The sequence below is a fragment of the Pseudomonas sp. AC532 genome (assembly GCF_979258965.1).
Map to the genome: position 1 here is coordinate 3,229,763 of NZ_OZ409888.1, position 14,057 is coordinate 3,243,819.

The following is a 14,057-nucleotide window of genomic DNA, read 5'->3' on the forward strand; positions in this document are numbered from 1 at the left end:
GCGACAGGGCTCTTTCCGCTGTGAGGCGGAGTTTTAGAGCCACAGGAGGAGTCGCTACATGTTGTTGAGACAATCCGCATTGGCCGTGGCCATCGCCACCCTCGTCAGCCTGGCACCCATTGCCCAGGCGGCAGAAGACGATATTACCCGGCAATTGAGCGATGCCCGGCAGCAAGGCGCGATCGACACCGCCTTTGCCCTCAACCGCCACCTCAATCCGTTCGAGATCGAGGTGGCGGTAGACGCTGGCAAGGTAACGCTGACAGGCGCCGTGGAAAATGTCGCCGAGCGCGAACTGGCCGCCGAGCTGGCGAAAATCATCGACGGCGTGGGTGAGGTGAACAACCTCATCGAAGTCGATCCGCATCTGCAGGTCCCGCTAGCCGAGGAGCAGCCGCGAATTCCCACCGACAAGACCCTGGCACAACGCTTCGACGACGCCACCCTGGCTGCCACGGTTAAGTCCAAACTGCTGTGGAACAGCAACACCGAGGGGCTCGATATCCAGGTGCGTGCCGAAAACGGCGTGGTCAGTCTCAGCGGCAATGCCGGTACGCCCGTCGCCAAGGAGCTGGCCGGTAACCTCGTAACCCATACCGAAGGGGTGCGCGAGGTGCACAACCACCTCAGCATCAATACCGCCGACAGTGCCGCGGTGGAGGCTCAGAATGCCGCCAGTGATGCCGCCGCCTCGATAAGCGATTCGTGGATCACCCGCAAGGTGACGTCCAGCTTCCTCTATAGCCGCAACCTCGACAGCCTGAATATCAAGGTCGATACCCGCGACGGTTTCGTGAGCCTCAGCGGTACCGTGCTGAGCAATGCCGAGAAACGTCTGGCCGTGGAAACGGCACGCAATATCCGCGGCGTGCGCGGGGTCGATGCCGACGCGCTGCGCATCGCCAGCTGATCAGCAGTAAGGAAGGCGGCCGCCTTGGCCGCCGGTTCTGCAGCGCCACTCGGGCGCTGCTTCATAGAAATGGAGTACCGCCATGACCAGCAAGACCGAGCAACTGAATGAACTCATCGCCATCCTGCGTGACGGCCAGCGTTTTTACGAGCACGCCCACGACGAGGTCAAGGATGTGCGGTTACAGGCCTTGTTCCGCGACATGGCGCAGGCCAAGAACCAGATCATCCAGGCGCTGGCCGTGAAAATTGCGGCGAACCACGATGAACCCACGTCGAGCGGTACGGTGACGGGCAAGTTGCGCCAGGCGTATGCCGATGCTCGGGCCACGCTCTCGAGCGATGAAGAGGCCACCTATGTGGCGCAGCTGGAAGATGCCGAAGACCGCATTCTCGAGTCCTTCGAGGATGCTCTGGAAAGCGCTGAGCCGGATGTACGCGCGCTGCTGGCTGTGGAAATGCCCAAGGTGCGCGCGTGCCACGAGCGCATGCGCGACCTCAAGAACGCGATGTGAGGCCGAGGGCACAGGGAAGTGCCGCCCTTTGGTGTCGTGCAGAACGCCCGAGAGTTGTAACCGGATCGTGCAGGTTGCCAATGATGGCACTTGTTTTTGTTTTGTAAGTCACTGATTTTTAATGACTTTAATTTTACTGAAAACTGGCACGCAGGCTGCAATTCTCCCCACCATGAAAGATCGCTACGGCGTTCGACACCAGACTTGAGGAGATTCAGATGAACCTTCACCGCGCCCACATCGAGATACTGGCCCTGGCAGTCGCCGCTGTGCTGATCCTGTTGTTGGGCGTGTCGCTGAAGGCACCCGAGGCGAAAGTGACCGCTGCGCACGGCGTCAGTCAAGTCCAGCAGCTTCACTCGCAGCACGCAGCGACTGGCGGCGCGGCTGCTTCCCTGCAGACGGTCAGCGCTGACAGCACCGGCGACTGGGTCCGTGCCGAGGCCGTCGAGGCACCGGTCAAGCAGACCCGTTGGGTATTCTGAATCTTCTACTGATTTCCAAGTGATTCATCCGCAACACCTCAAAAAAACCAAGGAGAAACGCCATGCTGAGTTGGGCCATTACCTTTCTGATCATCGCCATTGTCGCTGCTGTTCTGGGCTTCGGTGGTATCGCAGGCACTGCCACAGGTATCGCGAAAATCCTTTTCGTCGTGTTCCTGGTCATGTTCATCGTTTCGTTCATCATGGGCCGTCGCCCTCGGGGCTAGGCGAATCATGAAGATGAATCGATTCAAGACGCTCGTTGCCGCCCTGATGTTGGGTGGTAGCGCGGCGGCCTTGGCCGCCGACATGGATGGTGAATTCCGCCTGAACGAGCTGCTCGGGAGCAATCCCGATTACCGTGAAGCGTGGCAGGAGCTGATCCATGACGAGGAGCGGTTGCCCGAATGGGTGATCAACCTCAGCGGTGTGGCCACGCCCATGAAGACCCTGGAAGAAGATGGCGACCAATATCTCGTCGGGCGCTTGTGTGAAACATCCAATTGTTTCAATCAGCGCCTGTATGTCGCCTTCAGTTGGGACAAGGACGATGCCTATGCACTCTGGGTGCAGTTGCCCGAAGGGCTACCCGAGGACAAGACCCCCAGCAAGCATGCTGATCTACGCTGGCTCGGCGAGCCGGACGACGGGATCAAGCAACTGCTTCAGGAACAGTTGAAGAAAGATCCCAACTGGTACTGATGCTGCTGACGGCGCCTTCTGGCGCCGTTGTTCTGTCTGGCTCCCGGCCAGCCACCTGTTGTTTTCAAACTCCCCTCGCTTCCACTTTCCCGGTTCAGCCGCGCTATCATCAGCCGCTCTGTACTTAGGGGGTGACTTATGCTCAATGGCTTGTGGCTGAGCTTTTTCGTGGTAGCGGCGGTAGCGGGGCTCAGTCGCTGGCTGCTGGCCGATGATCCGGCGGTGTTCGGCGCGATGGTAGAAAGCCTGTTCGCCATGGCGAAGCTGTCAGTCGAAGTGATGGTACTGCTGTTCGGCACGCTGACCCTGTGGCTCGGGCTGCTGCGCATCGCGGAAAAAGCCGGTCTTGTGGATGCAATGGCGCGCCTGCTCGGCCCCCTGTTTGCCCGCCTGATGCCGGAGGTGCCACGTGGGCATCCCGCGCTTGGGTTGATCACCATGAACTTCGCCGCCAATGGCCTGGGCCTGGACAATGCCGCCACGCCCATCGGGCTCAAGGCCATGCGTGCCCTGCAGGATCTCAACCCCAGCAGCACCACGGCAAGCAACGCGCAGATCCTCTTTCTGGTCCTCAATGCCTCGTCGCTGACCCTGCTGCCGGTGACCATCTTCATGTACCGCGCCCAGCAAGGTGCGCCTGACCCGACGCTGGTGTTCCTGCCGATCCTGCTGGCCACCAGCGCCTCCACGCTGGTCGGCCTGCTCTCCGTGGCCATCATGCAGCGCCTGCGCCTCTGGGACCCGGTGGTGCTGGCCTACATGATCCCCGGTGCGTTGCTGCTCGGCGGTTTCATGGCGCTGCTCGCCGGCATGTCGGCCACGGCGCTGGCGGCGCTGTCCTCGTTGCTCGGCAATCTCACCCTGTTCGGGATCATCACGGCCTTCGTGGTCATCGGTGCGCTGCGCAAGGTGCAGGTGTACGAACAGTTCATCGAGGGCGCTAAAGAAGGCTTCGACGTCGCCAAGAGCTTGCTGCCGTACCTGGTGGCGATGCTCTGCGCGGTGGGTGTGCTGCGTGCATCCGGGGCGCTGGAGCTGGCACTCGACGGCATTCGCTGGGTGGTTGCCTGGGGCGGCTGGGACACCCGCTTCGTCGACGCGCTGCCCACCGCCATGGTCAAGCCATTCTCCGGCAGCGCGGCGCGCGCGATGCTGATCGAGACCATGGAGACCCACGGTGTCGACAGCTTCCCGGCGCTGGCGGCAGCGGTCATTCAAGGTAGCACTGAGACCACTTTCTACGTGCTGGCAGTATATTTCGGTGCGGTAGGTATCCAGCGTGCGCGGCATGCCGTGGGTTGCGCACTACTGGCTGAGCTGGCCGGTGTAATCGCCGCCATTTCGGTCTGCTACTGGTTCTTTGGCTGAGCGACGTGGTTAGCTGCCCGCCGGGCTGGCGGGCTGCTGCGCTGGCCCCGCATCAGGCTCGGTGCTCGGCGTGGCCTGCTCGGCCGGTTCAGGCGGCGAGCCGGCCGGCTGCTGCGGCTTTTCTTGGGGGGCGGCAGAAGGCTCGGCGGCCTCTTCTTTCGTATCCTCCGGGGCCTCTTCCTGGCTGGCTGACGGGGTTGCGGGCGCGCCGGCATCCGCGGTGACCTCGAAGCGCAGTACGCCGATCATCTGCCCTGCGTCGGTAAGCACCTGGATCTGCCAGTTACCTTCCACGTCCTGTGGGAAATTCTTCTTGTGCGTCCAGGCGCGGTAGCCTTTTTCACGCCCGCCGTGGATATCCAGCGCGATGCGCTCCAGCTCCTGGCCGTTGTGTTCCCAGACGTGATAGATGCGTTCATCGAGGCCGCGCGGTGCATTGATCGCCGTGTAGGCGTAGAGGCCGGTGCTGCGCAGCTGGCTGGCGCTCAGTTGGTCGATGCCTTCGCCGGGCGAGCGATTCTCGTTGTCGAACTCGGTGGTGATCGCCACTTCGGTCAGCCATAGGGTGGCCGGCGGCACCCAGGTGCGGGTCACCCAGCCAAAGGCGCCGATGGCCAGGGTCAGGCCAACCAGCAACAGGCCGCGCCACCATTTGCGCACGGTGATGATGCTGAACAGGCTGGGGAACGACAGCAGCACCGCGGCCGCCAGCGAATACTGGTAGCTCTGGGTGGTGTTGAGCTTGAAGATGATCGGCAGCGCCGTGAGCATCACCGCGAACAGTGCCAGGGTGTGATAAGCGAGGAAGATCCAGCGCCGCGGTGCCAGCCATTTGTAGTACAGCGGATCCGTGATCGACACCAGTGCGGCGGCCGCCAGCAACCCGCTGAACAGGGCCTGGCTACTGTTCCAGGTGGTGGTGATGAAGAAAAACGGCAGGACGAAGAATAGGCTTTCCTGGTGGATCATCTGGGTGGCATACCGCAGCAACGGCCGCGGCAGCTCGAACCCGAAGCGCGTGGCAATGCGTTCGCGCAGCACGTTTTCCAGAATCAGCCACAGCCAGCTGACCAGCAATACCAGGGCCAGCACCTTGGCCAGCCCGGCCTGGCGGTCGACCAGCACGAAACTGGCGACCCCGGAGGCAAAGCCGAAAATGGCGATGACGCCCGGGTGGCGCTGCATCAGCGCGATGATCCGGAGCAGGAGGTTCTTGCTGGAGGTGATTAGAGACAAGGCAGCTCTGAAAGTCGTCTGGAACGATGGGCAGGATACTGCATTTGCTCAGGCATGAGGCCTCCACCGATCAGGCGTGACAGATGCACCCGTCGCGGGCGATCAGGTGAGCAGTCGGCGGGCATGAACCCACCTGATCGAACGACGCTACCGCCTTGCGCAGCCACCACCGCAGCTCAGACCAAAGCCGCATAGTGCCGGGCTTCAACCAACAGCCAGTCGCGGAAGGCTTTGAGCGCCGCCGACTCGACCTTGCGCTCCGGTACGGTCAGGTAATAGGCCCGGCCGCCATCGGGCACCGGCTTGTCGAGGGCGATCACCAGGCTGCCGTCGGCCAGCTCGCGCTGGATCAGGAACGGCGGGATCAACGCCACGCCCATCTCGTGCCGTGCCGCCTGGGCGAGCATGGAGAACAGCTCCAGGCGCGGGCCGGTCATGTCGCGGCCAATGCTCAGGCCCTGTGCCGCGAACCACTGGCGCCAGGCATAAGGGCGGGTGCTCTGCTGCAGCAGCGGCAGTTCGGCGATGCGTTCGGCACTGGCGGGCTGGCCGCCGAGCAGGGCAGGGCTGCACACGGGCATCAAGTGCTCGTGCATCAGGAAGTGCACATCGGTACCCGACCAGTCACCGTCGCCAAAGTAGATCGCCGCGTCGAAGCCGGTGTCGGCGAACAGGAACGGCCGGGTGCGATTGGTCAGGTGTACGGTGACCTCCGGGCGCAAGCGCTGGAAATCCTTCAGCCGCGGCAGCAGCCATTGGGTGGCGAAGGTCGGCACTACGGCCAACTCCAGGCTCATGGCACCCTGGGCGCCCATCAGTGCCAGGGTGTCGCGCTCAACCGCATCGAGCTGGACCGCGACCCTGGCCGCATAGGCGGTGCCCGCTTCGGTGAGCAGCACACCGCGACGGGAACGGCGAAACAGGGCTACACCCAGGAATTCCTCCAGCCCGGCGATCTGCCGACAGACCGCGCCCTGGGTCAGTGCCAACTCTTCTGCTGCGCGGGTAAAGCTTTGGTGGCGGGCCGAGGCTTCGAAGGCGATCAGCGCCGCAGTGCTGGGGATCTTGCGACGCATATGTGCGAAGGCCTCACTGATTAACGCGCTTATTGGTAGTTCAGGCTACCTTGGAGTGAGTATTTCGCACAACAGCATGCGGATTAGTCGTTTGCCGGGAGCGCGCTAGGCTCTTAGGCTGAGCCCAACGAGTTACTTCCCGAGGATTTCGCGATGGCCGCCAAGGCAAGCTTCAACTGGATCGACCCGCTGCTGCTTGATCAGCAGCTCACCGAGGAAGAACGCATGGTGCGCGACAGCGCCGAGCAGTTCGCCGCCGACAAGCTGGCGCCGCGGGTGCTCGAAGCCTTCCGCCATGAACAGACCGATCCAGCGATCTTCCGCGAGATGGGCGACACCGGCCTGCTCGGCGCGACCATCCCCGAAGCCTACGGTGGCAGCGGCCTCAACTATGTGTGCTACGGACTGATTGCCCGTGAAGTGGAGCGTATCGATTCCGGCTACCGCTCGATGATGAGCGTGCAGTCGTCGCTGGTGATGGTGCCGATCTTCGAGTTCGGCAATGAAGCCACCAAACAGAAATACCTGCCCAAGCTGGCCTCCGGTGAATACGTCGGCTGCTTCGGCCTTACCGAGCCCAACCATGGCTCGGATCCCGGCGCGATGATCACCCGGGCGAAGAAGGTCGACGGCGGCTATCGCCTGAGTGGCAGCAAGATGTGGATCACCAACTCGCCCATCGCGGATGTCTTCGTGGTCTGGGCCAAGGATGACGCTGGCGAGATTCGCGGCTTCGTGCTGGAAAAAGGCTGGGAAGGCCTGTCTGCCCCGGCGATTCACGGCAAGGTCGGCCTGCGTGCCTCGATCACCGGTGAAATCGTCATGGACAACGTGTTCTGCCCCGAAGAGAACGCCTTCCCGGACGTACGCGGTCTGCGCGGCCCGTTCACCTGCCTGAATTCGGCTCGCTACGGCATCAGCTGGGGTGCGCTGGGTGCAGCGGAAGCCTGCTGGCACACCGCACGCCAGTACACCCTGGACCGTCAGCAGTTCGGCCGCCCGCTTGCCGCCAACCAGTTGATCCAGAAGAAGCTGGCCGACATGCAGACCGAGATCACCCTGGCGCTGCAAGGCTGCCTGCGCCTGGGAAGAATGAAAGACGAGGGCACGGCGGCGGTGGAAATCACCTCGATCATGAAGCGCAACAGCTGCGGCAAGGCGCTGGATGTCGCGCGCATGGCACGCGACATGCTCGGCGGTAACGGCATCAGCGACGAGTTCGGCGTGGCGCGCCACCTGGTCAACCTGGAGGTGGTCAACACCTACGAAGGCACCCATGACGTGCACGCGCTGATTCTCGGGCGCGCGCAGACTGGCATTCAAGCGTTCTTCTGACTGTTGATCGTTCCCATGCTTGGCATGGGAACGCCGCCCGTGACGCCTCGCGTCACCGTCTCACGAGGCTGCTTTGCATATGTCCGGTGCCCTGTCCCATCTCCGCGTGCTCGACTTGTCCCGCGTACTCGCTGGCCCCTGGTGCGGGCAGAACCTGGCCGACCTCGGCGCGGAGGTGATCAAGGTCGAACGCCCGCGGGTTGGCGACGATACCCGCCACTGGGGCCCGCCCTACCTGCGTGACGACGAGGGACGCGATACCAGCGAGGCCGCCTATTTCCTCTCGGCCAACCGCAACAAGCAATCGCTGACCCTCGACTTCACCCAGGCGGAAGGTCAGCGCCTGGTGCGCGAATTGGCGAGCAAGTCGGACATCCTCATCGAGAACTTCAAGGTGGGTGGGCTGGCTGCCTACGGGCTGGATTACGCCAGCCTCAAGGCGATCAACCCGCGGCTGATCTATTGCTCCATCACCGGTTTCGGTCAGAGCGGCCCGTACGCCAAACGGGCCGGCTACGACTTCATGATCCAGGGGCTCGGCGGCCTGATGAGCCTCACCGGGCATCCTGAAAGTGGAGAGGGCGGCGGCCCGGTCAAGGTCGGCGTCGCCCTGACCGATATCCTTACCGGCCTGTACGCCACGGTTGCCGTACTGGCGGCGCTGGCCCACCGTGAAAAGTCCGGCGAAGGCCAGCACATCGACATGGCGCTGCTCGATGTACAGGTGGCGTGCCTGGCGAACCAGGCGATGAATTACCTCACCACCGGCGTGTCGCCGCAGCGCCTGGGCAATGCGCACCCCAATATCGTGCCGTATCAGGCATTTCCGACTGCCGATGGCGACCTGATCCTCACGGTTGGCAACGACAGCCAGTTTCGCAAGTTCTGCGAAGTGGCCGGGCACGTGGAGTGGGGCAGCGACCCGCGCTTCTCCAGCAATGGTCAGCGCGTCGCCCACCGCGCCGAGCTGATTCCGCTGATCCGTCAGGTCACCGTGTTCCGTACCACTGCAGAATGGGTCAGCGTGCTGGAAGCCGCTGGCGTGCCGTGTGGGCCGGTCAACGATCTTGAACAGGTATTCGCCGACCCGCAGGTCATCGCCCGCGGCTTGCGGATCGACCTGCCGCACCCACTCGCTGGCAGTACGCCACAGGTCGCCAGTCCGCTGCGGCTCTCGGCCAGCCCCGTCGAATACCGCCAGGCACCGCCGCTGTTAGGCGAGCACACCGAGCGAGTACTGAGCGACGTGCTGGGGTTGGATACCAGCCAGATCGCGATGCTGCGCAGCCAGGGCGTGATTTGATTCTTCAGGTTTGCCCCGACCATGGTCGGGGCGTTCACGGAACGCTTCAGGCATCCAGTTCGGCAGCCGGGCCGAAGAACTCGTAGTGGCACTGGTCGCTCGGCACCCCCAGTTCCTGCAAGTGGCGCTTCACCTGAGCCATGAACGGCTTGGGACCCAGAAAATAGGCATCCAGATCGCGCTGCTCGGGTAGCCACTCGGCCAGCTGCTCGCGGCTGATCATTCCTTGGGCATTTGGCTGATCGCCCTCGCGCGGCGCGCTGTAGCAAACCCGGTAGCTGATCTGCGGATAATCGCGGCACTGCGCTTCGATCCACTGCTTGAAAGCGTGCACGCCGCCATGGCGGGCGTAGTGAATGAAGTGGATTGGCCGACCACTTTCGCGGGCGGCTTCGACCATCGTCAGGGCTGGAGTGATGCCCACGCCTGCGGTGATCAAGGCCAGGGGTTTATCCGACTGACGCAGCACGAAGTCGCCGGCCGGCGGGAACAGCTCCAGGGTGTCGCCGATCAGGACATGGTCGTGCAGGTAGTTGGAAACCTTGCCGCCCGCCTCACGCTTGACGCTGATGCGGTACTCACGGCCATTGCCGAGCGCGGAAAGCGAGTAATTGCGGCGCTGCTCCTGACCATCGATGAGCATGCGCAGGCCAATGTACTGACCGGGTTGCTGAATCAGTACCGCACCGCCATCGACAGGCGCCAGGTGGAACGAGGTGATTTCCTCGCTCTCAACCGTTTTCGCGGTCACCTTGAAATCTCGCGAACCCCGCCAGCCGCCCTGCGCCTGTTCGTGTTCACGGTAAGCGCTTTCCTCGGCACCAATAAGGATCTCTGCCAGCTGCCCATACGCGGCGCCCCAGGCTTCGATCACTTCGTCGGTGGCGATCTCTGCGCCGAGCACTTCGCGGATGGCGCGTAGCAGGCAGCTGCCAACGATGGGGTAGTGCTCCGGCAGAATCTGCAGCGACACGTGCTTGTTGACGATGCGCCCCACCAGCGGGCCCAAGGCTTCGAGCTGATCGATGTGTCGCGCATACATCAATACGCCATTGGCGAGTGCACGTTGCTGTTCGCCGCTGGCCTGGTGAGCCTGGTTGAACAACACGCGTACCTCCGGGTATTCCTCGAGCATCATGGCGTAGAAGTGTCGGGTCAGGGTTTCGCCGCCGGTTTCCAGTAAAGGGACAGTGGCTTTGATGATGGTGCGTTGTTGGCTGGTCAGCATGGTCAGGGTTCCTGTCGCGAGGCATGAAATGTTTCTGCTTTGCTCATTACAGATACCGTGCCAACTCTGCAGGCCGCTGGAACACTGGGCTTGCCTATGCTATGAGTCGTTTTGACCTCTGCTTGGCTGTGTCGATATGACTCTCTTGGTGTCTTAATGACTTCGAATCCCCTGCTGGCCGCTTTGCTCCCGCTGGTCGATGACCTGTCTCGTGACCTGCCGGAGGGCGAGCGCTATCGACGACTGCTGGCCGCGCTGCGCCAGCTGTTCCCCTGTGATGCCGTCGCGCTGCTCAGGCTCGATGGTGATGTACTGGTGCCGTTGTCTGTAGAAGGGCTTAGCCCCGACACCATGGGGCGACGCTTCAAGGTGAATGAGCACCCGCGCCTACATGAGCTGCTGCAACATCGTGGGCCTACCCGCTTTGCCGCCGACTGCGAGCTGCCTGATCCCTATGACGGTTTGCTCGAAGGGCAACACGGTCATTTAGAGGTGCACGACTGCCTGGGTTGCCCGCTGTATATAAAGGAGCAACTCTGGGGGCTGTTGACCCTGGACTCGCTGCAGTCGAGCAGCTTCGGCCGGGTTGACCTTGGCATGCTGGAAGCTTTCGCCAGCCTTGCTGCTGCGACGGTCGCGGCCAGCGAGCGAATCAGCCTGCTGATGGGGCGTGTGGAAGACGAACAGCGACGAGCCGAGCTCTATAAACAAGCGGCGGACGCCGTGCGCCCGCGGGAGATGATCGGCCAGAGCCCGAGGCACAAGGCGCTGCTGCAGGAGATCGAGCTGGTCGGCGGCAGTGATCTGACCGTGCTCATCAGTGGTGAGACCGGCGTAGGCAAGGAGCTGGTTGCGGAAGCGCTGCACGCGGCGTCATCACGGGCCACGCGGCCAATGGTCAGCATCAACTGCGCGGCGCTGCCGGACACGCTGGTGGAGAGCGAGCTGTTCGGTCACGTACGCGGCGCCTTCTCGGGGGCTGTAAGCGAGCGGCGCGGCAAGTTCGAGGTGGCCGATGGCGCCACCCTGTTTCTCGACGAGGTGGGCGAGTTGCCGCTGGCAGTCCAGTCCAAGCTCCTGCGTGTGCTACAGAGTGGGCAGCTGCAGCGCGTGGGCTCGGACCGCGAGCATCGTGTCGATGTGCGCGTATTGGCTGCCACCAACCGTGACCTTGCCGAGGAAGTGCGTGCCGGGCGCTTCCGGGCGGATTTGTATCACCGCCTTAGCGTCTATCCACTGAAAGTCCCGGCGCTGCGCGAGCGCGGTCGCGATGTGCTGCTGCTCGCCGGCTACTTCCTCGAAGACAATCGGGCGCGGTTGGGGCTACGCAGCCTGCGTCTTGCTGCCGATGCTCAGCAAGCCCTGTTGCAGCATGATTGGCCGGGTAATGTCCGAGAGCTGGAACACTTGATTGGCCGCGCAGCGATCAAGGCTCTGTCAGCCAGCGCTGAGCGTCCGCAGATTCTGACCATCGATAGCGGCGCGCTGGATCTGCAGCCTTCTCCGGCTACGTATAAAGAAGAAAACTGTGCGTTGGCCTCAGGTGCCGAACTGCCATCGGCAGGCAGGGGCCTGCGCGATGCGGTGGATGATTACCAGCGGCGCCTTATAGAGACAGCATTGACTCGCCATTCCGGCCGCTGGGCCGAGGTAGCCCGTGAGTTGGATGTGGACCGCGCCAATCTGCAGCGCTTGGCGAAACGCCTGGGGCTGAAATAGCTGTCAGCAGAGGCTGCTTATATATAGACGGTACCCAAAAAGCCGCTTTATTACACTTAGGTGAAATTAACGGTTGACCTGAAATTGTGGCGGCCTATAATGCGCACCACTTCCGGCGCGGCCTGATCTGAAAACTCCTTGCAAAACAAGAAGTTAGAGGAAAATAAGGGTTGCACGGACGGCGAATTCGAGTAGAATGCGCCGGCATCGACAGGGTGGTTGGAGTGCTCTGTTGGTGGCTCGATCAGGTTGGATCGAAAGCGGTTGAAGAGGTGGTTGACAGCGGTTTGTAACGCTGTAGAATGCGCCTCCCGCTGGAGAGAAGATGATCTGGTAGGGTGCTGCAAGGTGTTGAGAAGAAAGAAAAAGTTCTTCAAAAACAGCTTGACAGGAAATGAGGCTGCTGTAAGATGCGCGCCTCGGTTGAGACGAAAGACTTAACCAAACGTTCTTTAACAACTGAATCAAGCAATTCGTGTGGGTGCTTGTGGGTTAAGACTGAGGATCGCAAGATTATCAGCATCACAAGTAAACACTCGTTAATTCGAGAGTTAACTCTTTAGCAATAAAGAGGTTTGCGATTGCTGAGCCAAGTTTAGGGTTTTCTCAAAACCCATGCAGTATTGAACTGAAGAGTTTGATCATGGCTCAGATTGAACGCTGGCGGCAGGCCTAACACATGCAAGTCGAGCGGATGACGGGAGCTTGCTCCCTGATTCAGCGGCGGACGGGTGAGTAATGCCTAGGAATCTGCCTATTAGTGGGGGACAACGTTTCGAAAGGAACGCTAATACCGCATACGTCCTACGGGAGAAAGCAGGGGACCTTCGGGCCTTGCGCTAATAGATGAGCCTAGGTCGGATTAGCTAGTTGGTGAGGTAATGGCTCACCAAGGCGACGATCCGTAACTGGTCTGAGAGGATGATCAGTCACACTGGAACTGAGACACGGTCCAGACTCCTACGGGAGGCAGCAGTGGGGAATATTGGACAATGGGCGAAAGCCTGATCCAGCCATGCCGCGTGTGTGAAGAAGGTCTTCGGATTGTAAAGCACTTTAAGTTGGGAGGAAGGGTTGTAGATTAATACTCTGCAATTTTGACGTTACCGACAGAATAAGCACCGGCTAACTCTGTGCCAGCAGCCGCGGTAATACAGAGGGTGCAAGCGTTAATCGGAATTACTGGGCGTAAAGCGCGCGTAGGTGGTTTGTTAAGTTGGATGTGAAAGCCCCGGGCTCAACCTGGGAACTGCATCCAAAACTGGCAAGCTAGAGTACGGTAGAGGGTGGTGGAATTTCCTGTGTAGCGGTGAAATGCGTAGATATAGGAAGGAACACCAGTGGCGAAGGCGACCACCTGGACTGATACTGACACTGAGGTGCGAAAGCGTGGGGAGCAAACAGGATTAGATACCCTGGTAGTCCACGCCGTAAACGATGTCAACTAGCCGTTGGGTTCCTTGAGAACTTAGTGGCGCAGCTAACGCATTAAGTTGACCGCCTGGGGAGTACGGCCGCAAGGTTAAAACTCAAATGAATTGACGGGGGCCCGCACAAGCGGTGGAGCATGTGGTTTAATTCGAAGCAACGCGAAGAACCTTACCTGGCCTTGACATGCTGAGAACTTTCCAGAGATGGATTGGTGCCTTCGGGAACTCAGACACAGGTGCTGCATGGCTGTCGTCAGCTCGTGTCGTGAGATGTTGGGTTAAGTCCCGTAACGAGCGCAACCCTTGTCCTTAGTTACCAGCACGTTATGGTGGGAACTCTAAGGAGACTGCCGGTGACAAACCGGAGGAAGGTGGGGATGACGTCAAGTCATCATGGCCCTTACGGCCAGGGCTACACACGTGCTACAATGGTCGGTACAAAGGGTCGCCAAGCCGCGAGGTGGAGCTAATCCCATAAAACCGATCGTAGTCCGGATCGCAGTCTGCAACTCGACTGCGTGAAGTCGGAATCGCTAGTAATCGTGAATCAGAACGTCACGGTGAATACGTTCCCGGGCCTTGTACACACCGCCCGTCACACCATGGGAGTGGGTTGCACCAGAAGTAGCTAGTCTAACCTTCGGGAGGACGGTTACCACGGTGTGATTCATGACTGGGGTGAAGTCGTAACAAGGTAGCCGTAGGGGAACCTGCGGCTGGATCACCTCCTTAATCGAAAGATCCCAGCTTA

General features: G+C 61.1%; 12 protein-coding genes and 1 rRNA gene. 10 read left to right on the forward strand and 3 right to left on the reverse strand.

Annotated elements, in window-relative coordinates:
* Positions 1–58 precede the first annotated feature (58 nt).
* The 6 genes from ACZ0AV_RS15170 to ACZ0AV_RS15195 all read left to right on the forward strand — a co-directional run bounded on the left by ACZ0AV_RS15170 (position 59) and on the right by ACZ0AV_RS15195 (position 3,979).
* Positions 59–910 carry a BON domain-containing protein gene (locus ACZ0AV_RS15170; RefSeq protein ID WP_499151794.1) on the forward strand — a complete coding sequence of 284 codons (852 nt, stop codon included), beginning with the start codon at positions 59–61 and terminating at the stop codon, positions 908–910.
* Between the two features lie 82 nt (positions 911–992).
* The gene (locus ACZ0AV_RS15175) at positions 993–1,424 is read left to right on the forward strand and encodes a ferritin-like domain-containing protein (RefSeq protein ID WP_499151795.1); all 432 of its coding nucleotides are present in this window, start codon (positions 993–995) and stop codon (positions 1,422–1,424) included.
* Positions 1,425–1,642: 218 nt separating this feature from the next.
* A complete protein-coding gene (locus ACZ0AV_RS15180; protein ID WP_499151796.1) occupies positions 1,643–1,909 on the forward strand; it encodes a hypothetical protein in 267 nt (88 codons plus the stop codon).
* 62 nt (positions 1,910–1,971) lie between these two features.
* Positions 1,972–2,136, forward strand: a complete 165-nt coding sequence (locus ACZ0AV_RS15185; protein ID WP_013789335.1) for a DUF1328 domain-containing protein — start codon at positions 1,972–1,974, stop codon at positions 2,134–2,136.
* 13 nt (positions 2,137–2,149) lie between these two features.
* Positions 2,150–2,611, forward strand: coding sequence for an inhibitor of vertebrate lysozyme family protein (locus ACZ0AV_RS15190; protein WP_499151797.1), 462 nt, complete (start codon positions 2,150–2,152; stop codon positions 2,609–2,611).
* 138 nt (positions 2,612–2,749) lie between these two features.
* On the forward strand, positions 2,750–3,979 hold the full coding sequence (locus ACZ0AV_RS15195) for a nucleoside recognition domain-containing protein (RefSeq protein ID WP_499151798.1): 1,230 nt from the start codon (positions 2,750–2,752) through the stop codon (positions 3,977–3,979).
* 9 nt (positions 3,980–3,988) lie between these two features.
* Here ACZ0AV_RS15195 and ACZ0AV_RS15200 read toward each other — a convergent pair whose 3' ends face one another.
* Positions 3,989–5,164, reverse strand: a complete 1,176-nt coding sequence (locus tag ACZ0AV_RS15200; RefSeq protein ID WP_499153373.1) for a DUF5924 family protein — start codon at positions 5,162–5,164, stop codon at positions 3,989–3,991.
* Positions 5,165–5,391: 227 nt separating this feature from the next.
* A complete protein-coding gene (locus ACZ0AV_RS15205; RefSeq protein ID WP_499151799.1) occupies positions 5,392–6,291 on the reverse strand; it encodes a LysR family transcriptional regulator in 900 nt (299 codons plus the stop codon).
* A 153-nt stretch (positions 6,292–6,444) separates the two neighbouring features.
* On the opposite strand from ACZ0AV_RS15205, the gene ACZ0AV_RS15210 reads away from it, so the two are divergent.
* Positions 6,445–7,626 (forward strand): acyl-CoA dehydrogenase, encoded by a 1,182-nt coding sequence (locus tag ACZ0AV_RS15210; RefSeq protein WP_499151800.1) that lies wholly within the window; start codon positions 6,445–6,447, stop codon positions 7,624–7,626.
* 79 nt (positions 7,627–7,705) lie between these two features.
* Entirely contained in the window at positions 7,706–8,929 is a 1,224-nt protein-coding gene (locus tag ACZ0AV_RS15215; protein WP_499151801.1) for a CaiB/BaiF CoA transferase family protein, read from the forward strand.
* A 46-nt stretch (positions 8,930–8,975) separates the two neighbouring features.
* Here the strand turns inward: ACZ0AV_RS15215 and hmpA are convergent, their stop codons facing one another.
* A complete protein-coding gene (gene hmpA / locus ACZ0AV_RS15220) occupies positions 8,976–10,157 on the reverse strand; it encodes an NO-inducible flavohemoprotein (protein WP_499151802.1) in 1,182 nt (393 codons plus the stop codon).
* Positions 10,158–10,313: 156 nt separating this feature from the next.
* On the opposite strand from hmpA, the gene norR reads away from it, so the two are divergent.
* Positions 10,314–11,876: a nitric oxide reductase transcriptional regulator NorR gene (norR, locus tag ACZ0AV_RS15225; protein ID WP_499151803.1), complete on the forward strand. Its 1,563-nt coding sequence runs from the start codon at positions 10,314–10,316 to the stop codon at positions 11,874–11,876.
* 625 nt (positions 11,877–12,501) lie between these two features.
* Positions 12,502–14,038, forward strand: a 16S ribosomal RNA gene (locus ACZ0AV_RS15230).
* The last annotated feature ends 19 nt before the right edge of the window (positions 14,039–14,057 follow it).

Coding starts and splice junctions, on each gene's coding strand:
- ACZ0AV_RS15180 (WP_499151796.1), top strand. CDS start 1,643: ATGAACCTTCACCGCGCCCACATCGAGATACTGGCCCTGGCAGTCGCC.
- ACZ0AV_RS15200 (WP_499153373.1), bottom strand. CDS start 5,164: ATGCAGCGCCACCCGGGCGTCATCGCCATTTTCGGCTTTGCCTCCGGG.
- ACZ0AV_RS15215 (WP_499151801.1), top strand. CDS start 7,706: ATGTCCGGTGCCCTGTCCCATCTCCGCGTGCTCGACTTGTCCCGCGTA.
- ACZ0AV_RS15210 (WP_499151800.1), top strand. CDS start 6,445: ATGGCCGCCAAGGCAAGCTTCAACTGGATCGACCCGCTGCTGCTTGAT.
- ACZ0AV_RS15170 (WP_499151794.1), top strand. CDS start 59: ATGTTGTTGAGACAATCCGCATTGGCCGTGGCCATCGCCACCCTCGTC.
- norR (WP_499151803.1), top strand. CDS start 10,314: ATGACTTCGAATCCCCTGCTGGCCGCTTTGCTCCCGCTGGTCGATGAC.
- ACZ0AV_RS15195 (WP_499151798.1), top strand. CDS start 2,750: ATGCTCAATGGCTTGTGGCTGAGCTTTTTCGTGGTAGCGGCGGTAGCG.
- ACZ0AV_RS15190 (WP_499151797.1), top strand. CDS start 2,150: ATGAATCGATTCAAGACGCTCGTTGCCGCCCTGATGTTGGGTGGTAGC.
- ACZ0AV_RS15205 (WP_499151799.1), bottom strand. CDS start 6,291: ATGCGTCGCAAGATCCCCAGCACTGCGGCGCTGATCGCCTTCGAAGCC.
- hmpA (WP_499151802.1), bottom strand. CDS start 10,157: ATGCTGACCAGCCAACAACGCACCATCATCAAAGCCACTGTCCCTTTA.
- ACZ0AV_RS15185 (WP_013789335.1), top strand. CDS start 1,972: ATGCTGAGTTGGGCCATTACCTTTCTGATCATCGCCATTGTCGCTGCT.
- ACZ0AV_RS15175 (WP_499151795.1), top strand. CDS start 993: ATGACCAGCAAGACCGAGCAACTGAATGAACTCATCGCCATCCTGCGT.